The organism is Sphingomonas mangrovi, from assembly GCF_047975845.1.
Classification (GTDB): Bacteria; Pseudomonadota; Alphaproteobacteria; order Sphingomonadales; family Sphingomonadaceae; genus Sphingomonas.
This window is the reverse complement of sequence record NZ_JBIUCZ010000016.1, coordinates 1-25,660: the sequence shown is the minus strand read 5'-3', so window position 1 is coordinate 25,660 and position 25,660 is coordinate 1. Positions and strand designations below refer to the sequence as shown.

The following is a 25,660-nucleotide window of genomic DNA, read 5'->3' as shown; positions in this document are numbered from 1 at the left end:
TCGGCCGCCGGCTGGTGCTGCCGGCGCACCCCTGGCGGCAGCGACGTGCGAGGCCGGTCGCGCTGGCGATGGTCTGCGCCGCGATGATGCTGTGGCGCCAAACCCCGGCACCTGGCTCGACCGACATAGCAGCCCCGACCAACATCCGCTTGAAGGCAGCGTCATGATCCGTCTTGAGAACATCCAGCGCCGCTACGTCTCCGACGAGGTCGAGACCACCGCGCTCCACGACGTCGACCTCCACGTCGCAGCGGGCGAGTTCGTCGCGATCATGGGACCGTCGGGCTGCGGCAAGTCGACGCTGCTCAACACGCTCGGCACCGTCGATCGCCCGACCGCCGGCCGCTATCTGTTCGGCGACCGCGACCTGGCGACGCTCGACGAACACGCGCTGGCGCGCTTCCGCGGCGAGACGCTGGGCTTCGTCTTCCAGAGCTTCAACCTGATCGACGAACTGACGATCGAGGAGAATGTCGCGCTGGGCCTCGCCTATCGCAAGGACGCCGGCGACCGCCGGGCGCGGATCGCGGCGGCGATGGACAAGGTAGGCATCGCCCATCGCGCGCGCCACTATCCGCACCAGCTTTCGGGCGGCCAGCAGCAGCGCGCCGCCATCGCTCGCGCAATCGTCGGCGATCCCAAGCTGATCCTGGCGGACGAGCCGACCGGCAACCTCGACACCGCCAATGGCGAGCAGGTGATGAACATCCTCACCGGACTGAACGCCGAAGGGGCGACGATCGTGATGGTCACCCACTCGCCCAGCCACGCCGACATGGCGCGGCGCCGCATCGACATGCTCGACGGCCGCATCGTCGCCAGCGCCGTTCGCGCGATCTGAAGGATCGGACGATGAACCGCTTCGCACTCGCCTCGCTCTACCGCGCGTTGACGCGCCACAAGCTTTACGCAGCGCTCAACATCGGCGGGCTGGCCGTCGGGATTGCGGTGTTCTCCGTCCTGGCGCTCTACGTGCGCTTCGAGACCAGCTTCGAGAAATGGCTGCCGCACCATGATGAGATCTACCTCGTGCAGACCGAACTGCATCTACCGGCTAGTCCGCTCAACGGCGCCTATCCGGGCACCATGGCTGGACTGCTGGAGCAGATGCGCTTGGATTTCCCCGGCATCGTCGGGACCCGCATCCGCGGTGGCAAGGACAGCGGTGCACTGATCCAGGACGGCCAAGCTACCAGAGCCGACGTCGCGCAGGTCGATCCGTCGTTCTTCGAGGTCTTCGCATTGCCGATGGTGTCCGGCGAAGGCGCGGCCGCGTTGCAGGATCCGTCTGCGGCATTCGTCAGCCGCACGGAGGCTCGCCGGCTGTTCGGAGCCTCCGATCCTCTCGGGCGCACCATCACGGTCGCCGTCGACGCACCCGAACGCTATCGGATCGCCGGTGTCTTCGACGACTTACCGACGACCACCGACCTGAAGGCATCGATCCTCCTTCCGATCCCACGCAAGCCACCACCGGCGCAATGGGACTGGTACACATGGGGCACTGCGGGCGTCAGCACATTCCTGCGCTTTCCGGACAAGACGGCAGCACGCGCATTCGAGGAAAAGATGCCGGCGTTCATCCGTCGCCATGCTGGGCAGGATCTTGGACCTGCACCCGACAAGGTCATTGGCCTGCCGCTGCTGCCGATCACCCGAGTCCACCTCCAGCCGCCCGGCGTGGAAAGTGCCGGGCGCAAGCTCACCGTCATCACGCTCGGCATCGTCGGCGTACTCACGCTGCTGATCGCGATCGTCAACTATGTGAACCTGGCGACGGCCCGGGCGGGATTGCGTGCCCGCGAGGTGGCGATGCGCAAGGTGTTGGGCGCCGATCGCGCCACGCTGGTCCGCCAGTTTCTCGGCGAGGCCTGTGTGACCGTGGCGATCGCGGCCCTAGCCGGGTTGATCCTCGCGGAGGTGAGCTTGCCGCTCGTCAACGCCGCCGGCGGTCTGTCGCTGACATTCCCATACGCATTGGTTCTCCCGCTGCTGATCGCGATGGTTCTGATGATCGGCGGCTTGGCTGGCCTGTATCCGGCGCTCCTGCTGGCGCGCTTCCCCGCTGCTGCGGTCCTGGCGTACGCCCCGACACCTGGCGGCGGACGGGCTGCCCGACGAACTCGCGAGGCGTTGGTGGTCGTCCAGTTCGGCCTCGCCATCGCGTTCATCATCGGCACAGCCGTGCTTGTTGCGCAGACGGCACAGACGCGTCGCTCGGACTTGGGTTTTCGGCGCGACGGCCTGCTCGTCATTCCATCGCTGGCGGACAAGCGGGTGTTTGCCGACCGGGCGCAGCCGTTCCTCGCGGCTCTGCGCCAAGTACCGGGCGTCATCGCAGTCGGCGACGGAAGCGCCGGTCCCGGGGGCGATGGCGAAACCAATATCGACGCGATCACGATGCCGGGCACGCCGGACCCTGGCGTGACTATTACGGCGCAAGGTGTCGGCCCGGACTTCTTCCGCGCGTACGGCCCCACGCTGCTCGCCGGCCGCTTCTTCGACGATACACACGCGACCGATGATTCGAGCGACTGGACCCGCTGGAAGCAGGGCCGCAACATCATCCTGAACCGTGCCGCCGTAGCCGCGCTCGGGTTCCGTTCACCCGCCGAGGCGGTGGGCAAGACCGTTGGCGGCGCTTATCCTCGGACCATCGTCGGGGTCATCGACCGGCTGCGCTTCTTCTCGCCGCGAGTACCGGAGACGGCGACCTATTATCAATATCACCGGGAGGGGGTGCCAAAGCCGATCGCCGCCGTCCGCTTCACCGGGGAATCTGCCGCGATGTTGGATCGTGTGCGAATGACCTGGCAGCAGTTCCTTCCCGACGTTCCGCTGGTCGTCGCCACTGCCGATCAACGGCTTGCGTCCTTTTATGCAAGTGACGAGCAGGCGGCGCGATTGTTCGGTGTCGGTGCCGGGCTGGCGGTTGTGATCGCGTGTGTCGGGCTATGGGGCCTCGCCTCTTTCAGCACCCTACGCCGGATTCGTGAGATCGGCATTCGGAAGACGCTTGGCGCCTCGTCGGCGGACATCGTCAAGCTGCTCGTCGGTCAGTTTCTCCGCCCCGTCCTCATCGCCAACCTGATCGCTTGGCCGCTCGCGTTCGTGGCGATGCGGACATGGCTCGCCGGGTTCCACGACCGCATCGCGGTGTCGCCGCTTTACTTCATCGGCGGGACCGCTCTCGGGCTGGTCATTGCCGTGCTGACCGTGCTCGGTCAGGCGGTGCGTGCAAGCCGCGCAACCCCGGCCTGGGCTCTGCGCCACGAATAACGACGGTCGCCGCCGCCTATCCCGCCGCGGTGAGCCAGGACACGGGCACTCTATCGGCGGCAGTAGCGCCGCCATACGGGCTACCGCCTACGCTGGCCGAGGCACGAACCCAGGCGGCCGCAATAACCCCCTGCTGTTCCAATAGCGGCGCGGAGCGGAGGCGGCCTGGGCGCGCGTCAGCCAAGCCCGACCGGACAGCGCGCCGACGCGCGACCTCGCGGACCGCTACGGGGCCGCGGCCATTTAACCGGCGGCGGGAACGGCCACATTCTAGCCGCTCCCCCTGCCGATGGCTGGATATTGGCACGAGCTAATCGTACCGCCGGAGCATCGCGGCAATCCAAGCCTTGTTGCGGCTTTACCCTGCCGACTACGTCTATCGTTCCTGTTCGACCCGCTAACGGCGAGGTTACGCAAACGGAGGTACGACGATGAAGATGATTGCCCTAAGCACGCTGATGGTATCGCTGGGGTTGGGTGCCTGCGCCTCTACTCGTGCTGGCGATCCTGCCGGTGCGGCGGAATGCAGCGCCGATGCTGCCGCGACGCTCGTGGGCCAAGTTCCGCCTGACGACGCTACAATCCTCCACCGCACCGGCAGCACGATCGTCCGGCGCATCGCCCCCGGTGACCCGACGACCAAGGACTATCGCGTCGAGCGCATAACCGTGACGGTCGAAGATGGCCGGGTAGTTTCCGCTTCCTGCGGATGAGCGCTGGAAGGCGGTGAATTTGCTCTTCCTCGCCACGGGCCCCTACCGCTGCTCGCCCACCGCGCAGCGTAGGGCCCTTTCGAAGATGGGGCGGGTCCTGGGCCGACTGCATCCGTCAATGGTCCGAGAGTCTGGGCAAACCAGGTCGTTGAGGACAGCCGCCGCCTCATCGACGCCAGAGGTGTCTCGCCGCGGCGCCTGATCGTCCGCGTGACCGTGCTGGGAGGTGGTCGATCGAGGCAGCTCGACCTCACGTCCGGCATGACCGTCACCGTCCATCCATCATCTCACCCAGTCGCGGCGTTCCGTGAGCCGAGTTCGGCCGGCTAGGACCTGAGGTGGGTAATCAGCGGACGTGAGGGGGCGATTGGCTTACCGACCCGACGAGCCCTGCCCGTACGCACGACCGATGAAAAGGGTGGTGACCACATTGGCGAAGCGGCGGTGCTGGACGATCTGCCGGAGGCGCAGTGGCTGCTGGACGACTGCGGCTACGACGCCGATTGGTTCAAGAATGCCTCAGTGGCCGAAGAGGCCTGACCGTGCTGAAGCGCGTGGAGATCATTCCCCCGCCGCCTACGTATATGCAATTGACTCGCGATAGCGGTGTTGCCAGAGGCATCGGCATTCTTGGGGGACATGATGCGCAACATCTACATCTCGGCGCTGACGTGCGCCTTGTTCTGGACCGATGCCGCAAACGCTCAGCAGGCGGAGGACGAACCGCAAGGCGCGGAGATCGTAGTCACGGGCGAAAAGTCCAGCCGCACGCTGCAGGACACGCCGACGAGCGTTGCGGTGACCACGCCCGAGCGAATTCAGCAGGAGAACATCCTCACCATCCAGGATATCTACAACCGCACCGCCAACATCGCCGAAACTTATGGTGGCGCCGGCTTCACGATCCGCGGGATCAACAACCAAGGCGTGGGTGCCGGCGGCAACGCCGACACGGCGACCGTCTATGTCGATGGCGCGCCGATCCCCCGCGAGGCGCTGTTCGGAGGCCCGACCGACCTGTGGGACATCCAGCAGGTCGAGATCCTGCGCGGCCCGCAGTCGACCATTCAGGGGCTCAATGCGCTCGCTGGTGCGATCGTACTGACGACACGCGACGCCTCGACCACCGAGTACAGCGGTGACGCGCGCGTGCTGTGGAGCGAGTTCAACGACCGGACCTTCTCGGCCGCAGTCGGCGGCCCGTTGATCCGGAGTGAACTCGGCGTGCGGTTCTCGGCCGAGCGACGCAACGATCGCGGGCTCATCCGCAACGTCACGCGCGGCGGCTATGACGACGCGCTCCAATCGCTCAACCTGCGCGGCAAGCTGAGATGGACGCCAGGCGCGCTGCCGGGGCTGGAAGTGCAGGCGAGCTACAATCGCGTGCGGCGCGACGGCGGCTATTTGTACGAATACACCCGAACCGACGTGCCGAACTTCTACGACAACCGCGTTTCAACCGGGAATGCGCCGAGTCGCGGGCATGTCAGAAGCGACATCACCGTGCTCGACGCCAGCTACGAAATCACGCCGCGACTGCGTCTGTCGAGCATCACGTCCTTCAACAAGACCCATACGCGTGCAACGATCGACACCGATGGCACGGCGGCGGACTTGCAGGTAGTCGACAACACCAACGACTTTCGCACCTGGACGCAGGAACTACGTCTCAACTACGACGGCGAGCGGCTGAGCGGCGTGCTGGGCGCCTGGGCCTATCGCCGCTCGGGCGGGCTGGTCGCCGCAAACCGGCTGAACATCACCACGCCGACCGGTACGATCGCAGCATTGTTGCAGGGCGGCGGCTTCCCCGCCGCGACGGCGACGCAGATCGCCAACCTCTATACCGACGCGCTGCCGGTTATTCCGATCGCCTATGCCGCCGATGCGCCGCAACTCGTGCGCACGGCGGCGCTGTTCGGCGATGCACGCTACCGCCTCACCGACCGGCTCTCGCTGATCGGCGGCTTCCGCTACGATCACGAGGCGAACCGCTACACGGCAGAGACGGTGGCAACCTTTGCCGGCACTTTGCCGACCCCGACCTCATTCGGCGCGCCGGGAACCCCCTTGTTCCTCGCCATCTCGGCCGTCAATCAGGGCGTGCTCGGGCTCGTGCAAGGCGCCAATTCGGCGCGGGCGAGCAATGCGCGCAGCTTCGATGCCTTTCTTCCCAAGGCGGGGATCAGCATGGAATGGACGCCCGACGTCACCACCACCTTAACGGTGCAGCGCGCCTATCGCTCTGGAGGATCCAGCCAGAACCCGGCGCGCGCCCTGCTGGTGCCCTATGACCCCGAATATAGCTGGAACTATGAGGGATCGTTGCGCTCGCGCTGGCTGGACGGCAGGCTGACGCTGAATGCGAACCTCTTCTACATCAATTGGAAGAAGCAGCAGACGAACGCCTTTTTCGGCCTGAACGAGTTCGACTACAACACGGTCAACGCCGGCAAGTCGCACCTCTACGGGTTCGAGATCGAGGCACAGGGGCGGATCGGCCACGCGGTCGACGCCTACGCCTCGGTCGGTCACGTCCGCACCAAGTTCGACGATTTCACGCTGCCAAATGGCGCAACCAGCGCCATCGATCTCGCCGGGTCGGAATTCCCCTATGCGGCGCATTGGACGGTCGCAGGCGGGGTGAATGCGCGCGTCGGTCCTGTCGTCGGCAATCTCAACGCCAACTATCGGGGGCCGGCTTACAGCGATGTCGGCGTCACGCAGGTGCAGGGGAAGTTGCCGGGGCGCACCGTCGTCAATGCGCGGATCGGCTGGGAAGTGGAGCGTTTCACGCTCTTCGCCTACGCGCGCAACCTGTTGGACGAAGCGTACAAGCAGTATGATTTCGCGAGCAGCAACCGTGCGATCCTCGGCGACCCCCAGACGTTCGGCGGCGGCCTGGAGGTGCACTTCTGATGCTGGCAGTGGCTGTGGCCAGCGCCGCGGGCGGCGCGAGCGGCGCCGTACTGCTGCGCCGCGCCTGGGCCGATCGTGCCCGTGATCGCCCGGCCTTGGTCGCGGCAGGATGGATCGTGCTGCTCGCCACCCTGTTGCTCGGCGCTTTGGCGGTCGGCCCCGTAAAGGGCGTGGCGCTGGCAACCGCGGCGGTCGGCGTCGGGGCAATCGGCGTCGTGGCGCAGGGGCGCGTCGTGCGGACGGCGCGCGTGTCGCGTGACAGCCTCGCGCTCGAGCCGCTGGAAGGTCCATCTCGTGCGTGGCGCGGCTGGCTCAAGTTCCTGCTTGCCGGACCGCTTGGCATGACGGCCGCAATGGGAATCGCCTTCTGCTACGCTGCCTGGACGCCCGGTGACCCGCGCACGCGGATCATCGTCGGCGGGCTGTTGATGCCGCTGGCCTGGGCACTGGCAATGACCTGGACACTCGCGGACCAGCGCCTGCTACGCGCGCTGGCGGTGCTGATCGGGACGACGATCGCCGGCTTCGCGCTTGCGGCGATGCGAGGACTGGCGTGAACGCGACAAAGGGGAAGAGCCGGTGGCCGCTATCGCCGGCGACGGTCCGCGCGGTGCTCAGCGGACACGGCATTCTCGGCCTCGCCTTCGCTGCAGTGATCTATCTGGTGTGCCTGTCGGGCACGCTGGCGGTCTTCGTTCACGACCTAGAACGCTGGGAACAGCCAGCCGCGCCGGTCGTCACCCGGATCGACGATGCGGCGATGGCGCGCGCGCTCAATACCGCGGGACGGCAGGTGCCGGCCGACACGACCCTTTATGCCGCCTTGCCGTCTGTCGACGAGCCGGGCGCAGCGATCATCGCTCATTCGTCGACGTATAAGCGCGAGTGGGCTGTGGATGCGCAGGGCGCCCTCGTCGAAAAGGCGACGGCGTTTTCGGATTTTATCCTGAATCTTCACATCGCGCTGCACCTGCCGCGTAGCTGGGGCGAGTTCATCGTTGGGTTGGCGGGTGTGGCGCTGTTGTCCTCGCTCGTGTCTGGCATCCTCGCGCATCCGCGCGTGTTCAAGGATGCTTTTCACCTGCGCCTCGGCGGATCGAGGCGGTTGCAGGAGGCGGACCTGCACAACCGGCTCGGCATCTGGGCGCTGCCGTTCCACGTCGTGATCGCCCTTACCGGGGCGCTGCTGGGGCTCAGCACATTGATCGTCGGTGTGCTGGCGATGCTGCTGTACCGCGGCGATACGGCGAAAGTGTACGGCCTTTTTCTCGACCCGCCACCCGCGATAAACGCGGCGCCCGCTCCGTTGCCGCCGCTTTCCGCGGTGCTTTCCGAGGCGCGCCGCCGCGCACCTGGCGCGGATCCGCACCAGCTGACGATCGAGAATGCCGGCCGCGCCGACGCGCGCATCGCTGTTACGTCGGAGCGCCACCGACTGCTCGTGCCGCAGGATACAACGAGCTTCGATGCGACCGGCCGCGTGCTCAAGGACCAGCATCCGCAAGACCTGGTGGCGGGTACGCGCATTCTCGGCGGGATCGGCCAGCTGCATTTCGGATGGTACGGCGGAGTGCCCGTACGCATCCTCTACGGTCTTCTCGGCCTTGCGCTCTGCGTGGTGACGTCGAGCGGGGTCACGATCTGGCTGGCACGACGACGCGATAAGGGACGTGCGGTACCACGATGGGAGCGGCTGTGGGTAGCGGTCGCCTGGGGTCAGCCGCTCACCCTTGCACTGGCGGCACTGGTGGCGATCATGCTGCCCATCGCGACGGCGGTTCTCGCGACATGGCTCGGCGCAACTGTGGCGCTGCTGCTTGGTTTCTACACGCTACGCTTCCCGGCCACCGCGGCCGCGCGTTGTCTGCGCCTCGCACTGGCCGTAGCGCTGATCACGCTCGGGACGTGCCATCTCGCCACCTCTCGCGCAGCCGTGGCCGGCCTCGGTATCGACATCATGCTGCTGATCGCTGGCGCCGGCACCCTGCTGACACGTAAGTACGTCCGCTTCATGGCGTAAGCCCGCGTCTGGATCACGCCAGAGCTAGCACGGTGAATGCGACGAAGGAGAGAAGATGGGCAGAGCAAGGTAATCCGCTGGTCGTCGAAGCTCCCTGGGCCTGCGCTGCCGACTATGGTCAGCAGAGCTGGACGCTCGCCCCGCACAACAGTGCACCATCTACTCTCCTACGACGCGAGTCAGAAGACGCATACCGACATGTTCAAGCCGCCTTTCTCGCTTGCCAACTCCGGACTTGGCCAGGTCGGCGCCGCGGCTGCTTCTGCGAACCGGACCCGCCCCATAAAGACCTTCAAGTTATAGAAGAGTCGGCTCGCTTTCTTGCGACAGGCGGCAGTTCATGCGACCGGGGGCAGAGAGGTAGCAAAGTCCCTGAGATCGCCCCGAACGCCTTGATCGCCCGACTGCGCATTCCGTGTTTCGCGCCAAAGAGGTTCTCCGCGGCGGCGTTGCGACCTACCGGGCACCGAAAAAATCGGGGCGTCGCGTTCGTACCGCCCAAACGGTGGAAAGCGACGCCCTAGGTCACGCCCTGCCAGACGTTCTTCCGGTCAGAAGGTCAGACGTGTGGTGATCGAGAACTGCCGGTCGTTGACGAAGTAGGACCGCGGCGCCATCTGACCATCGCCGTTTAGAAGATACGACGTCTTGGTGACATTATTGAGCAGGTTCTGCCCTTCCACGCCGATCTTGAAGTTCTTGTCGACCGTGAAGAAGATCGATCCGTCGAGTTGTCCGCCTGCCAGGGCGTATACCGGCAGGAAGGGGAAACAGCAGTCACGGTTGGTCAACAGGAACTTCGACCGCCAGCTATAGGCGAAGCGCGCATAGATGTTGGCCTTGTCGTAGAACGCGGCGACGTTGAAGTTATACTTCGACAGCCCGGTGAGCGGCAGATTCTCGTAGAGGGAACCCGTGTCGACGGGCGGCGCATTGTTTAGGTCGGGATTCGACGGCACCCCGTTCGGGATATCGCCCGGCTTCACGTAAGTGAAGGTTGCCTGCGCACCGAGCCCCGACAGCAGCCCCGGCAGGAAGTCGTACGTCTGCTGGTAGCTGAGTTCGAAGCCCTTGACGTCGCCCTTGCCCGGCGCGTTGGCCGGGCCGTTGATCAGCACGTCGAAGGTCTGGCCGTTGTTGGCCAACGTCCGGGTATAACCATAGTTGTCGAGGATGATGTTCGACAGCTGCTTGTAGAACACCGCGCCAGTCAGCGAGCCGACCCGGGCAAAATACCATTCCGCGGTGAGGTCGAACTGCTTGGCCTCGACCGGGCGGAGGAACGGGTTGCGCGCGGTCGACTGGAAGCCGAACGAGCTTGACGAGTTGGCCGCGCTTGCGGTGCCCGGCGTGACCCCCGTAAAGTTGCGCAGGTCCCCGAAGTTTGGACGCGAGATCGCCTTAGAGGCGGCGAAGCGGAACAGCAGCTTCGGCGTGGCCTGAAGCTTTATGTTGAGGCTCGGCAGCCAGTGGTTGAAGCTCTGGGCCGCGACCTCCGGGAAAGATTCTCCGTTGGCAAAGTCGAGCACCGCAGTCTGCTGAGCCGGTGTCAGCAAGCAGAAAGCGGGGATCGTGTTGCCGGGAAGGACGGCGCCGCAGAAGTCCGCAGCGTTGGTGTAGCTTCCGAGGATCTGGCTTTGGGACGGGAAGGTCAGCGCTCCATAGGATTGGTCCTTGGTATGCACGAACCGCACACCGATGTTGCCGGACAGCGACATGCCGTTGCCTAAGTCGTCGACGCCGAAATCGGCCCGGGCATAGGCGCTCCAGGTGGTCTCCTTATTCCGGTAATACTCATTCGATCGGAAATAATCGTCCACCAGGTCGGTGCGATCCTCGAGCGCCACATAGGTGCCACCGCCCGCGGCGGCCACACGACGCAGCATTTCCGTCAGCGCATCATGATCGCGAAGCACCGCGTCGGAAATATAGTTCGTCGCTGGCGGCTGGGTCGAGTTGTTGCGGTAGAAGTCCGAGTAGGGGAACAGCGTGACGTTGCTGGCCTCCGTTCCCAGTGCGATCGGGCCACCGCTCGTCCAGGTCTCCGACAGCGCACCCCAATTGTTGTAGTCGTTGGTACGCACCGTCTGGTCGCGCTTGGCATAGCGGCCACCGACCCGCACCTTGCGCAGAAAGCTGTCCTCGCTGAAGTCGTATTGGACGTCGCCGCGGAATGCCCATTCTTCGCCGTCGTTGTCGGTGCGATTGTTCATCGCGTCGTGGAAGTAGATCGACGACAGGTTGCTGAAATACTCGGCTGGGTCGCGGCCCTGCGGCTCGAACGTCACCTGCGGGTGCTTGCCCGTCACGTCGATGCCGAAGCCGCCGTAGCTGGTGGTACCGACATTGTCGTCGATGCTGTCCGAGTTCGATTTCACATATTGCGCGTCGAGGTTCAGGTGCAGTCGCTCGACGGGATCGATCTTGGCGTTGAACGAAAAATCCTGGGTGACTGCCTTTCCCTCGGTGTAGCGGTTCGCGAACACGATCGGGCCGCCGTTCGGCGCGAACTGCGTAAGCTCGCCATAGCCGCCACCGGGAAGATTGCCGGAGATCGGCCCTGTCGGCCGGTACAAGGATCCGCTCGTCAGCACGCCGTTGCCGTCATAGGTGGGCGTCGTCCCCGGTACGGGCTTGATCAGCACGGAGTCCGTTAGGCTCAAGCTCGGCTCAATTGTATGCTCGATCCAGTTCTGCCGCGAATCCGTGCGGAGGTACTGACCGGTTAGCAACACGGTGCCGGCAGCGTTCTCGTATTGCGCGGCCGCCGACACGCCGATGCGCTCGCGGTTGAACGTCTGAGTCCGATTGCCGCCGCCCATCGGGACGTAGACCGATTCGCGACCCTCCGGCACCGGATAGGTGTCGAACAGCGTCGCCTGATACTGGGTGCCGGCATTGACGACGCGCCCCTCGCCCGCATCCTGAACGCCGTTGCCGTTGGTGTCGTCGTTGTACCGCGGCAGGTAGGCTGACACGAAGACCGCATCCGCGCGGCTGAACTGCTGCGAATAGCTGCCGCTTGCGAGCACGCCGATGCGGCCCCCGTTCCCCAACTCGAACTGCTGGCTATACAGTCCCACGACGGATGGCGCGCCGCGCTGCGCCAGATCGCCGTAGTTCATGCTCCCGGAGAGGTAGATCAGCCGCTGGTCCTGATCGAACGGCTTGCGGGTGTTGATGTTGACGGTGCCCGAGATGCCGCCCTCGATCAGGTCTGCGGTGAGGTTCTTGAACACCTCGACCGATCCGATCAGCTCACTCGGCACGTCGTTGAACCCGATCTCGCGCCCGCCCGAGGCGGCGAAGGTATCGCGGCCGTTGAACTCGCCGCGGACATAGCTCAGGCCGCGGATGACGACGCCTGATCCCTCTACCGAGAAGTGGGCAGAATCGGTCGGTGCGGCGAAGCGACTGATTGCGACGCCGGGCACTCGCTGCAGCGCTTCATTGACCGAACGATCCGGCAGCGCGCCGATGTCCTGCGCGGTGATCGCGTCCACAACGGTGTCAGAGTTCTTTTTGATGTTCTGCGCGGTTGCCAGGCTCTGGCGAACGCCGGTGACGACGATCTCGTCACGGCTCGTGTCCGGCGCCTCTACTGCGGCATCCTGCGAGCTGCCCGACGTTCCAGTGGTGCTGCCCGCCTGATCCTGAGCGGTGGCGCCGGTTCCGGCGTCCACGCCAGGCGTGCCGGAGGTTGTTCCCTGCGATCCGCTGGCGACCGGCTTGGTCGGTGTCGCGTCGTCGTCATTTTGCGTGCCCGGCGCAGTCTGCGCCCATACCGGCGTCGCCGCACAAATCAGCGCCAGTCCCGATACCCCCAGCCGCAGGCGATGCGCGCTGCGGCGGCTCACGGCACGCAGTCCACGATCCGTAGTCATGCCCTCTTCTCCCTCATCCCTGGACCGCCTTCCGGTTCAACGCCGGAAAGTCTGGTCGCTCCGATTTCAGCCAGCTGCCTTCGAAGCACATGTTAGCGTATACATGGCCAGCATCCGGTCAAGACAAGTATCGTCCCTTGCGATACTTGCTTCGCAGGGTAGGTTCTCGGGCAACAGGTGGCGCAACGACGTCGCAAGGAGGGGGCGACTTTTGACCGTTTCGGAGCCTATCAGGATCGTAATCGTGGGGGGCGGAACGGCGGGCTGGATGACGGCAGCGGCGCTGGTGAGCCTGGTGCCTGCGGCGGCGGACGTCCACCTCGTCGAATCGACTGATATCGGTATCGTCGGTGTGGGCGAGGCGACCTTGCCCCACCTCCGCGCGTTCATCACCCGGATCGGCATGGACGAGGCGGCGTTCATGGCTGCCACGCACGCGACCTTCAAGCTTGGGATCGAGTTCCGCGACTTCGGGCGGGTCGGCGATTCCTACATCCATCCGTTCGGCACCTACGGACAGCAGCTCGGCCAGGTCGGCTTCCACCATTACTGGCTGCGGCGGCACCACGCCGGCACCGTCGCGCCGATCGAAGTCTTTTCTGCCGCAGTGACCGCAGCCCGCGCGTGTCGCTTCGCGCGACCGGGCCCCGATTCCGCCGATCTGGCCTCGAGCTTCGGCTACGCCTATCAGTTCGACGCCACCCGCTTCGCACCGTTCCTTCGCGCCCATGCCGAGACGCGCGGCGCGATGCGGACCGAAGGCCGGGTGACGGCGGTGGACCGCGATCCGGCGAGTGGCGACGTCCGCGCGATCCTCCTTTCCGACGGTCGGCGGATCGAGGGAGATCTGTTCATCGACTGCTCGGGGTTTCCCGCGCTGCTGATCGGCGAGGCGATGGACGCGCGCTGGGAAGACTGGTCCCACTGGCTGCCCTGCGACCGGGCTGTGGCGGCGCCCTGCGTCGCGCCGCCGGGGCCGATCGAGCCGTTCACGCGCGCGACGGCGATGCCGGCCGGATGGCGGTGGCGGATCCCGCTGCGCCATCGCATCGGCAACGGCTATGTCTATTCCAGCGCCCATGTCTCGGACGCAGCGGCGGCAGATGCGTTGGTCGGCGCGCTGGAGGGGCCCCCGCTCGCCGAACCGCGGGTGCTTCGCTTTCGTGCCGGTCGGCGGCAGCGCAGCTGGGTGGGCAACGTTCTGGCCATTGGGCTCGCCTCCGGCTTTCTCGAGCCGCTCGAATCGACCAGCATCTATCTCGCGCAGATGGCGATCACCCAGTTGATCGAGCATTTCCCGGGTCCGACTGTCGCCGCCGCGGACCGGGACGGCTTCAACGCCCAGGTGGATGCGGAATATGATCGCATCCGCGACTTCCTGATCCTCCACTATCACGCCACGACGCGACGCGATTCGCCGTTCTGGGATCATGTCCGGACGATGCCGATCCCGGACAGCCTGGCGGAAAAGATGGCGCTGTGGCGCAGAACCGCCCAGGTATCCCGCTACACCCACGGCCTATTCCTCGAGCCGAGCTGGATCGCCGTCTACCTTGGCCAGGGCATCGTTCCGGACGGGTGGGATCCCCGTGCCGATCTGCCGGACGCGGCGGCGCTCGACCGTGCGCTCGCCGCATTGCAGCGCGGCGTCGCCGCTGCGGCCGCCCGCCTTCCCGACCATGCGGCCTATCTTTCCCAGCAGGCGATCGCCGCGTGACAGGGGCCGCAAACTGCCGCGCGGCGCCGCGGGTAATCGCGATCGTCGGGGGTGGCCCGATCGCGCTGTTGAGTGCGATCGCCTTCGCCCGCGCATTGCCGCTTGCCAGCGTGGCCGTGATCGCGACCCCGGACGATCCCGCCGCGCTCGCGGATCGGCTGCCGGTAGCCCTCCCGCCAGCGCTCGCGTTCCTCGCCACGCTGGGACTCGACGAAGCGGCGCTGCTCGCCTCCGGTGCCACTCATCGCATCGGCGAGCGGTTCGACTGGGGCGAGACGCCCTTCACCCTTGGGGTCGGCGAACGGGCACCGCCCGTCCACGGCGCTGCGCTCCACCAGCTTTGGCTTGCGCAGGGTGCCGTCGGCCGCTTCGATGCGCTGCTCCCGGGCGCCAGCCTCGCGGCGGCGGAGCGCTTCATCCACCCGGACGATGCTCCCCGATACCCGCTCCTGTCGCAGCTCGACTTCGCACTGCGGCTCGATCCGGACCGCATCCGGTCGCTGCTGGGGGAGCGTGCCCAGGCGATGCGGATCGCCATCGTTCGAAGCGCGAACGTTTCCGCCACTCACTGCGACACGGGCATCGACGCTCTGCTGCTTGACGACGGCAGACGGATCACGGCCGATCTGTTCGTCGATGCAAGCGGCCCAGCCGCCTGCCTGCTGCCCGATGCCGCCGTCCGGATCGACTGGTCGGCAGCGCTGCCGGTCGATCGCCTGCTGCTGGCGGATGGCTCCGGCGGTCCCTCCCCCACCGATCGCTACACCGCCCATCGGACGGGGTGGAGCGCCACCTGGCCGCTTGCCGACCGGAGCGTCGAGGCGCTCGGCTATGCGAGTACCGTCACCGGCGACGCGAGCGCGACGCGCCAGTTCGGCAGACCGGCGGCAGCCGTGGAGCGGATCGCGCTGCGCCCCGGCCGTCTCGCGACCCCGATGGCAGGCAATCTGCTGGTGCTGGGCGATGCCGCCGCGGCGGTGGGGCCACTCGGCTGCCTCGGCTTCACGCTGGCCTGCGCGCAGCTGGAGCTCGCTCTGAGCCTGATGCCGGGATGCGCGGCCGAGCCGTCGCTGGCCGCCGAGTATAATCGCCGGGCGACGCTCCGCGCGGACCACATGCGCGACTATGCCGCGAGCTTCTATTTCGCAGGCAGCCCGCAGCGCGGCGAGTTCTGGCACCCGCTGCGCGCACGCCCGGCGCCGGCGGGACTTGCTGCAGCGCTCGCCCAGTTCCGCCAGCGCGGCACGCTTCCACCGGTCGAGGAAGAGATGATGGCCGCGGGCCAATGGACGCAGGCGCTGCTCGGCCTCGGGGTGCGGCCTGCGCGGATCGATCCGATCGCCCTTTCGGTACCGCCTGCAGCGGCGGCGGCTGCGCTCGAGCGGCTTCGCGGCGCCGTTCGTAGCGTGTCGGCAGCGTTGCCGCCCTACCCCGACTATCTCAACGCAGCGACGCGAGGCGCGCGATGAGCGGCGCACCGATCGGCCGCGTGGTGATCGTCGGCGGGGGCACGGCGGGCTGGATGGCGGCGGCCGCGGCTGCGCGATTCCTGGATGACGGCCAGCGCACCATCAGCCTGATTGAATCCGAAGCAATCGGGACCGTGGGTGTCGGCGAAGCGACGATCCCGCCGATCCGCGGCTTCAACGCCCGGCTGGGCATCGACGAGGCGGCGTTCCTGCGCGCGACCGGCGGCACGGTGAAGTTGGGCATCGAGTTCGTCGGCTGGACCGACGGCACCGATCGTTATCTCCACCCCTTCGGCACGCACGGCAGGGACATCGAGGGGCTGAACTTCCACCAGCTGTGGCTGAAGCTTCGCGATCGCGACGGCATCGGGCCGATCGAGGACTATTCGATGGCGGCCGTCGCGGCGCGGCACGGCCGCTTCGCACCGCCCTCGCCCGATCCCCGCTCGCCGCTGTCGGGCCTGGAATATGCCTATCATTTCGACGCCAGCCTCTATGCAGCCTTCCTGCGCGAGCGTGCCGAGGCGCAGGGCGTGCGTCGGGTCGAGGGCCGGATCACCCATGTCGATCAGGATGCCGTCACCGGCCATGTCCGGGCGCTGCGGCTCGACGGCGGCGGGGTCGTCGAGGGCGACCTGTTCCTCGACTGCTCGGGCTTCCGCAGCCTGCTGCTCGGCGAGGCGATGGCCGTCGGCTACGAAGACTGGTCGCACTGGCTGCCATGCGACAGCGCGATCGCGGTGCCGACGGAGCGAGTCCGGCCGCTCCTGCCGTACACGCGGGCAAGTGCGCGGACCGCAGGGTGGCAATGGCGTCTCCCGCTCCAGCACCGCACCGGCAACGGCCACGTCTATGCCAGCCGCTTTCTGGATCATGACGCAGCGGAGCGCGTGCTGCTCGCCAACCTTGATGCACCTACCACCGCTGCCACGCGACGCCTTTCCTTCACCGCCGGCCGGCGGAACCGGATGTGGGAAGGCAATGTGGTCGCGCTCGGCCTCGCCGGCGGCTTCCTCGAACCGCTCGAGTCCACCAGCATCCACCTGGTTCAGGCCGGTATCTCCAAGCTGTTCGCCCTCTTTCCCGACATGCGTTTCACGCCGGTCGAACGGGACGAATACAACCGGCTGATGCGCAGCCAGTATGAGACGATCCGCGACTTCATCATCCTCCACTATCACGCGACCCGACGCGAGGATTCGCCCTTCTGGCGGCACGTGCGCACCATGCCCATTCCCGACACCCTGGAACGCAAGATCGCGCTGTTCCGGGAGAAGGGCCGCATCTTCCGCTACGACGACGAGCTTTTCGCCGTTCCGAGCTGGGTCGCCGTGATGCTCGGACAGGGCATCGTGCCCGAAGGCTATGATCCGGTCGTCGACGCGCTCGACGAAGCCAAGCTCGTCGGCGCGCTTCGCCAGATGCGCGCCGGCTATGCCAACGCCGCCCGACAGCTGGCGATGGTCGAATGAACCCGCGTGCGTTTCCACGCCCCACCCCATCTGAGGAGTATCGCCCCTTGACCGACCACCGCTGTCTGACCGACCGCCGATCGATGATCGTCGCGGGTGCCGCGCTCGTCGGCGCCTGCGCGGTGAACCCGCAGCTGCCCCGGCCGACCCGATCCGACTCGCCGTTCGTCCGCGTCGAGGGGACGGGGTTCCGCCGTGGCGACGAGGCCTATCGCTACGCCGGCGCCAACATCTGGTATGCCGCCTGGCTCGGCGCGGACACCGCATACGGCGATCGCGCCCGGCTGGGCCGCGAGCTCGACCGGCTTCAGGCCCTCGGCATCCGCAACCTCCGCATCCTCGGCTCGGCCGAGCTTTCGCCGCTCAAGAACTCGATCACCCCGGCCTTTCGCGACGAGAGCGCCACCTACAATCAGGATCTGCTCGCCGGGCTCGACTGGACGCTCGCGGAAATGGCGAAGCGGGACATGACCGCCGTCGTCTATCTGACCAACTTCTGGGAATGGTCGGGCGGGATGATGACCTATCTCTACTGGGTCAACGGCGGCCGCTACATCAACATGAACGACCCGGCGCATCCGTGGCCGGAGTTCGCCGACTTCAACGCCGCCTTCTACACCAGCGGCCAGGCGCAGGCGATGTACCGCGACTATGTGCGGGCTGTCGTCGGTCGCACCAACAGCGTCACCGGGCGCCGCTATGCCGAGGATCCGACGGTCATGGCGTGGCAGCTCGCCAACGAGCCGCGCCCCGGCGGCTCAGAGGCGGTGGCCGTGCCGAACCTGCCGAACTTCTATCGCTGGATCGACCAGACCGCCCGCTACATCAAAACGCTTGCCCCCGATCAGCTCGTCTGCACCGGCTCGGAAGGGTTGAAGGGATCGATCGAGCGCGAGGCGGTGGTGCTCGACGCGCACCGTTCGCCGGCGATCGATTACCTCACCGCCCATATCTGGCCAAACAACTGGAGCTGGATGGACGCGGGCAATCTCGCCGGAACCTATGATGCGGGTGCCGCCAAGGTCGCCGACTATCTCGACACCCACGTCCGCCTGGCAACTACGCTCGGCAAGCCGCTGGTGATCGAGGAGTTCGGCTACCCCCGCGACGGCGCCGACGCCTATGACCCGGCGGTGTCGACACACTTCAAGGACCGCTTCTACCGTCAGATCTATGCCGCGGTCGAAGCCAGCGCGCGGGCCGGCGGCCCGCTTGCAGGCTCGAACTTCTGGGCCTGGAACGGCGAGGCGCGGACGCCGCATCGCGACTACCGCTTCCAGCGCGGCGATCTCGGCTACATGGGCGATCCCCCGCACGAGCCGCAGGGCTGGTACGGCGTCTTCGACAGCGATGCATCGACCCAGGCCGTGATCCGCGCGCACGCCACGGCGCTGGCGGGGATCTGATGGCGACGCAGCACCTTTCCCGAGCCTCGCTCCGGCCGATCGGCTCCGCCGCGGCGCTCCTGCTCGCCGCCCTCCCCCTTTCCTCGGCGGGCGCGCGCGAGCCGGCACCTCCCGCAATCGCCTCGCCGGATGGCGGCGTCGTCCTGACGCTGGGGACCAATGCGCAGGGGCAGCCGACCTACCGGGTCGCACGGCGCGGCCGCACGATCCTCGCGCCGTCGCTGCTGGGGCTCGAATTCGAACGCTACGCCAAGCTGTCGGACGGGCTGCGCATCACCGCCGTCGACCGCAGCACCGGCACCGATCGCTACACGCTGCCGGCGGGCAAGGTGTCGTCGGTCGCGGAGCGGTACAACCAGATCGTTGTCCACTTCGCCGAGCCTGCCGGGCAACAACGGCGGCTCGACCTGGTGGTGCGTGCCTATGACACCGGTGTGGCGATGCGCTACGCGATCCCGCAGCAGGCGTCGCTGCCCTCGGTGCGGCTCGTCAACGAGCTGACGCAGTTCGCCTTTCCCGCGGACTATGGCTGCACCGGCCTCAACCTCGGCAGCTTCGGGACCAGCCACGAGGGCGAGTATGATCCGGTGCGGGCCGGCATGGTCCGGCCGCACAACCTCTACGAACTGCCGTTCGTCTGCCGTACCGGCGACGACGGCCCGAGCTTCGCGATTGCCGAGGCCGCGGTTGAGAACTGGCCGGCGATGTACCTGACCGGTACCGAGACCGGCGCCCTCGGCGTGGCGGCCAAGCTCACCCGCCGGCCCGACGATCCCGACATCGCGGTAAAGGCCGATGTGGGCAGCGGCCTCGTCTCGCCGTGGCGGGTGGTGATGATCGCCGACGAGCCCGGCAAGCTGATCGAGAACACGCTGCTCACCAGCCTCAATCCCACTGCCCGCGGCGACTTTTCGTGGGTGAAGCCCGGCAAGACCGCCTGGGACTGGTGGTCGGGTCCGGTGCTTTCGAGCGTGCGTTCGCCCGGCACCAACGACGAGACCGAGAAAGCCTATATCGACTTCGCCGCCAGCCTGAAGCTGCCGTACATGATGGTCGACGACAACTGGTATGTGGCGAGCGGCAACGGCCCGTTCCTCAACGAGGGCGCCGACCCGACCCGGCCGATCCCCGAGCTCAACCTGCCCGAGCTTGTCGCCTACGGGCGCGAGCGCGGCGTCGGCCTGATCGTCTGGGTCCATTGGCAGTTGCTCGACCGCGACATGGATCGCATCCTCGCCCAGATCGAGCGCTGGGGGATCAAGGGGATCAAGGTCGATTTCATGAACCGCGACGATCAGGAGATGATCGGCTTCTACCATCGTCTCGCGGACGCGACCGCGCGACATCACCTGCTGCTCGACCTGCATGGCGCCACCCACCCCTGGGGGATGACGCGGACCTGGCCCAATTTCCTCACCCAGGAAGGCGTGCTGGGGGCCGAATACAACAAGTGGACGCGCCGGATCACGGCGCGACACAACGTCACCCTCGCCTATACGCGAATGCTGGCCGGGCCGCTCGACTATACGCCGGGCGGCTATCGCAACCGCACGCCCGAAACCTTCCGCATCCAGGCGGTGGCCCCCGAGGTGCAGACGACGCGCGGACAGGCGCTGGCGATGTACGTGGTGTACGAAAGCCCGCTGCAGTCGGTCGCGGACTCGCCCGATGCGTATCGCGACCAGCCGGGGCTCGAGTTCCTCTCCGCGGTGCCGGCGAGTTGGGACGAGACGCGCTTCCTCGCCGGAACCCTCGGCAGCTATGTCGCGGTGGCGCGGCGCAAGGGCCGCACCTGGTACGTCGGGGCGATGACCGACGCCGCACGGACGGTGACGCTGCCGCTTGCCTTCCTCGGCAAGGGGCGGTTCGCGCTGCGCAGCTGGCAGGATGGCGCCGCCCCAACCGAACTCGTCGACCAGCGCGGCACCGTCACCGCCGCCGACCCGCTGACGCTCACCCTCGCCGCTTCGGGCGGCGCAGTGGCCATCCTGGAGCCGATCCGATGACAAGATCCCCGTCCATGCCGTTTCTGCTCGCCGCCGCGATCGCCGGCATCGCCGCCGCGCCCTTGGCAGCACAGGGGCCGGCTGCCCCCGTCAAGAGCACGGCCGAGGAAGAGGCGGAACAGCGGCTCCACACCGACTGGGCGTGGCTCGGTCGCTATCGGGAGGCGAACGCCGCACTCGTGCCAACCTCGGCGCCGCGGATCGTCTTCATCGGCGACTCCATCACGCAGGGCTGGATCGACAAGCTTCCCGGGCTCTTCCCCCCGGATCGCATCAATCGCGGCATCGGCGGCCAAACGAGTTCGCAGCTGCTGCTGCGCTTTCGCCAGGACGTGATCGCGCTCAAGCCCGCCGCGGTGCAGATCATGGTCGGGACCAACGACATCGCCGGCAACACCGGGCCGATGACCGCCGAAGACACACAGGCGAACATCATGTCGATGGCGGAACTGGCGCGCGCCCACGGCATCCGCGTGATCCTCGCCTCGATTCCGCCGGCTGATCATTTCCCGTGGCGCCCGGGCTTGGAAACCGCGCCGAAGATCGCACGGCTGAATGGCTGGCTGCGACGCTACGCCGCCGAGACCGGCGCGACCTACGCCGATTATTGGGGGGCGCTGCACGAGGGGGACGCGCTGACGCCGGCGCTGACCTATGACGGGGTGCACCCCAATGACGCGGGCTATCGCGCGATGGGGCCGGTCGCCGAAGCGGCGATCCGGACGGCGCTTGCCAAGCCGGCGCCGCAGGGGCTGGCGCGATGATCGCGGTTGCGCTCGCGCTCACGGCCGTCGCCACGCCCGCGCCGGTCGTTTCGACCGAGGCCGGGCGGGTGCGCGGCGAGGCGCTGCCGGGTGGCGGCGGCGTGTTCCGCGGCATCCGCTTCGCGGCGCCGCCGACAGGTCCGCTGCGCTGGCGCCCGCCGCTTCCCGCCAAGCGCTGGCAAGGGGTGGCCGATGCGACCGAACCGCATGCCGCCTGCCCGCAACCTTCCTACGGCAGCTGGAACCAGGCCGCCGCGGACAGCTCGGCGGAGGACTGCCTGTTCCTGGACGTGCGGACGCCCCGCATCGACCCCGCGGCGAAGCTGCCGGTGCTGGTGTGGATTCATGGCGGCGGCAATCGCGGCGGCGCGGGCGGCGGGACGGTCGAATCGCACATCACCGACGCCGGGATCGTGCTGGTCTCGATCCAGTATCGTCTCGGCGCGCTCGGCTTCCTGTCGCATCCCGCGCTGACGGCGGAACAGGGCGGCGCATCCGGCAATTACGGGCTGATGGATCAGCAGGCGGCACTACGCTGGGTGCAGGCCAACATTGCCCGGTTCGGCGGAGATCCCGCCCAGGTGACGATCGCCGGAGAGAGCGCCGGAGCGCAGGACGTCGGGCTGCATATGCTCGCCCCGGGATCCCGCACGCTGTTCGCACGCGCCATCGCCGAGAGCGGCACGCCGGGCTTTGGGGTCCCCCCGCGCACCCTCGCCGAGAATGAGCGCGTCGGCGCGGCAATCGCGCGCAAGGCAGCGCTTCCCGCCAAAGCCAGCGCAGCGCAGCTTCGTGCCCTTCCCGTCGCTGCGATCCTGCAGGCGCAGGAGACCGTCGAAGCGCCGGGCGTCGAGGACAACAGCTTCATCTGGCTGCACGCGGTGGTCGACGGTCGTGTGCTGCGGGAGACGCCCGCCGAAACGCTCGCCGCTGGCCGCTTCGCACGCGCGCCGTTCCTGATCGGGGTCAACGCGCAAGAGTTCACCGGCTACTCGGGCCGCGACTCGGAGCCCGTCATCGCGCGAGAATTCCCTCGCAACACCGCCGCGGTCCGCGCCGCCTATGGCCTCGACCGCACGCCCGCCCCGGCGCCCGATCCGCGGCTGGGGGACGTCGCGATGCAACTCGGCACCGATCTCGTCTTCCGCTGCCCCACCATTGCGGTGTCGAAGGCGCTGCGCGCCCGCGGCAATCCGGTGTGGCAATATCAGTTCGACTATGCGCCGGCCGGCGAGACGGTCAATCACGCGAGCGAGACCCGCTATGTGTTCGATCTGCCCAAGCCAGGCCAGCCGCCGCTGCAGGCCTATTGGCTGAACTTCGTCCGCCGCAGCGACCCGAACGGCCCGGGCTTGCCGCACTGGCCGGCCTATGACCTCGCGTCCCGCCCGTATCTCGAGTTCGCGCAGACCGGCCCGGTTGCCCGAACCGACCTGCGGGGGACGGTCTGCGCGCCGCGGACGACGCCATGATGGGGCGGCGAATCCAGACGGCGCGGCTCTGGACGGCGGGAGCCGCCGCAGCGGCGGCGGCGCTGCTTCTGGGTGCCGCGGCTCCCGAACCGCCGCGCCCGGAAATCCGCATGAGTCAGATCGCACTTGAGCGCGCCGGACCGAAGACCGCGATCCTGGTGACGGCGCAGGCCGCCGCCCAGCACTGGACCCTGCGCGATGCGGCGGGCGCATTGGTTGCCGAGGGCGAGACGATCCCCTTCGGGGCCGACGCGGCTTCCGGGGAACGGCTCCAGCGCATCGACTTCAGCGCGGCCCGTCCACCGGTCGGCACCGGCTATCGGCTGCGGGCGGGAAATGCCGAGAGCCGCCCTTTCGCGATCGCCGCCCGGCCCTACGCCCTGCTCGCCACCGCCGCGATGGCGTTCTTCTACCAGCAGCGCAGCGCGGTGCCGATCCTGCCCGGGTTCGTCGAGCGACCGGATCTTGCGCGTGCCGCGGGACATCCGGCGGACCGGGTCACCTGCTTTGCGGGCACCGATCAGCGGGGCGTCCGGTGGCCCGGCTGCGCTTATTCGCTCGACGTGACCGGCGGCTGGTATGATGCCGGCGATCACGGCAAATACGTCGTCAACGGCGGCATCGCCACCTGGACGCTGCTCGACCTGCATGAGCGGCTCGCAGCCTGGGGCGCGGGCGACGCGTTCGCCGATGGGCGTCTCGCGGTGCCGGAGGCAGGAAATGGTCGCGACGACCTGCTCGACGAGGCTCGCGTCGAGGTCGAGTTCCTGCTTTCGATGCAGGTACCGCAAGACACGCAACTGGTGGTCGCGAAGACCGCGGGCGGCGGCAAGGCGGCGGGAGACTTCCGCACCATCGCCGCCGGAGGACTGGTGCACAGCAAGGTTGCCGACACGCAATGGACCGGCCTCCCCACCCGGCCGGCGGACGACCGGATGCCCCGCGCGCTGTACCCGCCGACCACTGCCGCGACGCTCAATATGGCTGCGGTGGCAGCGCAGGCGGCGCGGATCTGGCAGAAGAGCGATCCCGCCTTCGCTGCGCGCGCGCTGCTCGCCGCGCGCCGCGCCTGGGCGGCGGCCGAGCGGCACCCGGCGCTCTTCGCGAGCAGCGACTTCACCGGCAGCGGCGGCTACGGCGACGAAGCACTGGACGACGAACGGTTCTGGGCAGCGGCCGAGCTCTATGCGACCACCGGCGAACAGCCCTTCGAACAGGCGGTGATGCGCGCGCGCTTCCTCGCCCATCCCCAGCCGGACCTCACATGGGGCTCGGTCGACCAGGCGGGACTCGCCACCCTGGCGACCATGCCCGCGGCAGGTGCTGCCCGGGACGCAGCCCGCGCGGCGGTGCTGCGGCTGGCCGACGGTTTCCTCGCCGAGCGGACGCGCAGCGGATACCGCCTCCCCTATGCCAGCCATGAGTATGACTGGGGATCCAACAGCGTTCTGCTCAACCGCGCGCTACTCCTGGGGGTCGCCTGGCAACTCACGCACGAGGCGCGCTACCGCACCGCTGCCGTCGACGTGATGGACTATTTGCTCGGCCGCAATGCGCTCGACCAGTCGTACATCACCGGATTCGGCGCGCGGCCGATGCGCTTTCCGCACCACCGCTTCTGGCATCCGGTCGATCCGCGCTACCCGGCGCCACCCGCGGGGGTGGTCTCCGGCGGTCCCAACAACACCGCGTTCGCCGACGACGTGGCGGCGACGATGCGCGGCCGATGCGTCGGGCTGACCTGCTGGACCGACGACTGGCGCGCGTTCTCGATGAACGAGGTCGCGATCAACTGGAACGCGCCGCTCGTCTGGGTTGCGGCCTTTCTGGATGCGACCCGCCGGTCTTAGTCCGGCGGACCCGCCCGGCCCGATCCCGCCGTCCGCGACGTGCCTGCGGCAACCCAATCTCTCTCCTGCAAGGCTCCCCCCTCCATGCCTCTTCGTGTCGACCGTCTCGAACTTTTGGGCCCATCGGTCGCTCGGCCGGAAGACGGGCTGGTATGCGGCGGAGGTTCCATCCCATGGAGCAGTGATGCTGCGCATCCTGTCCGGCACGTCCCTCACGGCAGCGATCGATAAGGTTCCTAGCGGACGATAGCGTCGACCCCGGCGACCAGCGGCTATCGGGCGCGCACCTGCCCAGTGCGGTATGCGGCGATCACCCGGCGGCCGGGTACTTGCCGGTCGAGAGGCCGCGGAGCGCCTAACCCCGCTCGACGTCATGCTCAACCACCGCCGCGGCGAAGCGCCAGAACAGACGTCGCGCTTGGCAACACAACTCGCCGCACGCGGGCTCAGACTCGCGACCTGCAGTCTTGCGCAGCCGTGTGCCACGTCCCGCGTTGGTCCACGCCACTGTGCGCTTTCTAACCGGAGGTGGGCATAGACGCGAGACGCCCCCGCGAGCGTTGGCTCGCGGGGGCGTAATGTGTTGTGGTTGCGGGGACAGGATTTGAACCTGTGACCTTCAGGTTATGAGCCTGACGAGCTACCGGGCTGCTCCACCCCGCGCCGAGGAGTTGAGGGTTGTGAATGGG

The 25,660-nt window shown here is 67.5% G+C and carries 15 protein-coding genes and 1 tRNA gene; 14 read left to right on the top strand and 2 right to left on the bottom strand.

Annotated elements, in window-relative coordinates:
- Positions 1–163 precede the first annotated feature (163 nt).
- From ACBY01_RS09655 to ACBY01_RS09630, 6 genes are all read left to right on the top strand, one after another.
- Positions 164–841 (top strand): ABC transporter ATP-binding protein, encoded by a 678-nt coding sequence (locus ACBY01_RS09655; protein WP_416460600.1) that lies wholly within the window; start codon positions 164–166, stop codon positions 839–841.
- Between the two features lie 11 nt (positions 842–852).
- Positions 853–3,279, top strand: coding sequence for an FtsX-like permease family protein (locus tag ACBY01_RS09650; RefSeq protein WP_416460599.1), 2,427 nt, complete (start codon positions 853–855; stop codon positions 3,277–3,279).
- Between the two features lie 431 nt (positions 3,280–3,710).
- Positions 3,711–3,992, top strand: a complete 282-nt coding sequence (locus ACBY01_RS09645; protein ID WP_416460598.1) for an I78 family peptidase inhibitor — start codon at positions 3,711–3,713, stop codon at positions 3,990–3,992.
- A 639-nt stretch (positions 3,993–4,631) separates the two neighbouring features.
- Complete coding sequence (locus ACBY01_RS09640; RefSeq protein ID WP_416460597.1) at positions 4,632–6,911, top strand: TonB-dependent receptor; 2,280 nt, start codon at positions 4,632–4,634, stop codon at positions 6,909–6,911.
- Positions 6,911–7,468, top strand: coding sequence for a hypothetical protein (locus ACBY01_RS09635; protein WP_416460596.1), 558 nt, complete (start codon positions 6,911–6,913; stop codon positions 7,466–7,468). Before ACBY01_RS09640 ends, ACBY01_RS09635 begins: the two co-directional genes overlap by 1 nt.
- Positions 7,465–8,931, top strand: coding sequence for a PepSY-associated TM helix domain-containing protein (locus tag ACBY01_RS09630; protein WP_416460595.1), 1,467 nt, complete (start codon positions 7,465–7,467; stop codon positions 8,929–8,931). The genes ACBY01_RS09635 and ACBY01_RS09630 overlap by 4 nt, the downstream gene beginning before the upstream one ends.
- 551 nt (positions 8,932–9,482) lie before the next feature.
- Here the strand turns inward: ACBY01_RS09630 and ACBY01_RS09625 are convergent.
- Positions 9,483–12,788: a TonB-dependent receptor gene (locus ACBY01_RS09625; protein ID WP_416460594.1), complete on the bottom strand. Its 3,306-nt coding sequence runs from the start codon at positions 12,786–12,788 to the stop codon at positions 9,483–9,485.
- A 268-nt stretch (positions 12,789–13,056) separates the two neighbouring features.
- Between ACBY01_RS09625 and ACBY01_RS09620 the strand changes: the two genes are divergently transcribed.
- The 8 genes from ACBY01_RS09620 to ACBY01_RS09585 are packed head-to-tail and all read left to right on the top strand — an operon-like array spanning position 13,057 to position 24,971.
- Positions 13,057–14,532, top strand: coding sequence for a tryptophan halogenase family protein (locus ACBY01_RS09620; protein WP_416460640.1), 1,476 nt, complete (start codon positions 13,057–13,059; stop codon positions 14,530–14,532).
- The gene (locus ACBY01_RS09615; RefSeq protein WP_416460593.1) at positions 14,529–16,001 is read left to right on the top strand and encodes a tryptophan 7-halogenase; all 1,473 of its coding nucleotides are present in this window, start codon (positions 14,529–14,531) and stop codon (positions 15,999–16,001) included. The genes ACBY01_RS09620 and ACBY01_RS09615 overlap by 4 nt, the downstream gene beginning before the upstream one ends.
- Positions 15,998–17,473: a tryptophan halogenase family protein gene (locus tag ACBY01_RS09610; protein WP_416460592.1), complete on the top strand. Its 1,476-nt coding sequence runs from the start codon at positions 15,998–16,000 to the stop codon at positions 17,471–17,473. The genes ACBY01_RS09615 and ACBY01_RS09610 overlap by 4 nt, the downstream gene beginning before the upstream one ends.
- Positions 17,474–17,520: 47 nt before the next feature.
- Complete coding sequence (locus ACBY01_RS09605; RefSeq protein WP_416460591.1) at positions 17,521–18,879, top strand: glycoside hydrolase 5 family protein; 1,359 nt, start codon at positions 17,521–17,523, stop codon at positions 18,877–18,879.
- The gene (locus ACBY01_RS09600) at positions 18,879–20,885 is read left to right on the top strand and encodes a glycoside hydrolase family 97 protein (protein WP_416460590.1); all 2,007 of its coding nucleotides are present in this window, start codon (positions 18,879–18,881) and stop codon (positions 20,883–20,885) included. Before ACBY01_RS09605 ends, ACBY01_RS09600 begins: the two co-directional genes overlap by 1 nt.
- Before the next feature lie 14 nt (positions 20,886–20,899).
- Positions 20,900–21,649, top strand: a complete 750-nt coding sequence (locus tag ACBY01_RS09595) for an SGNH/GDSL hydrolase family protein (RefSeq protein ID WP_416460589.1) — start codon at positions 20,900–20,902, stop codon at positions 21,647–21,649.
- The gene (locus ACBY01_RS09590) at positions 21,646–23,121 is read left to right on the top strand and encodes a carboxylesterase/lipase family protein (protein WP_416460588.1); all 1,476 of its coding nucleotides are present in this window, start codon (positions 21,646–21,648) and stop codon (positions 23,119–23,121) included. Before ACBY01_RS09595 ends, ACBY01_RS09590 begins: the two co-directional genes overlap by 4 nt.
- Positions 23,118–24,971, top strand: coding sequence for a glycoside hydrolase family 9 protein (locus ACBY01_RS09585; protein WP_416460587.1), 1,854 nt, complete (start codon positions 23,118–23,120; stop codon positions 24,969–24,971). Before ACBY01_RS09590 ends, ACBY01_RS09585 begins: the two co-directional genes overlap by 4 nt.
- Before the next feature lie 586 nt (positions 24,972–25,557).
- On the opposite strand, the gene ACBY01_RS09580 is transcribed toward ACBY01_RS09585, so the two are convergent.
- A tRNA-Met gene (locus tag ACBY01_RS09580) sits at positions 25,558–25,634 on the bottom strand.
- Between the last annotated feature and the right edge of the window lie 26 nt (positions 25,635–25,660).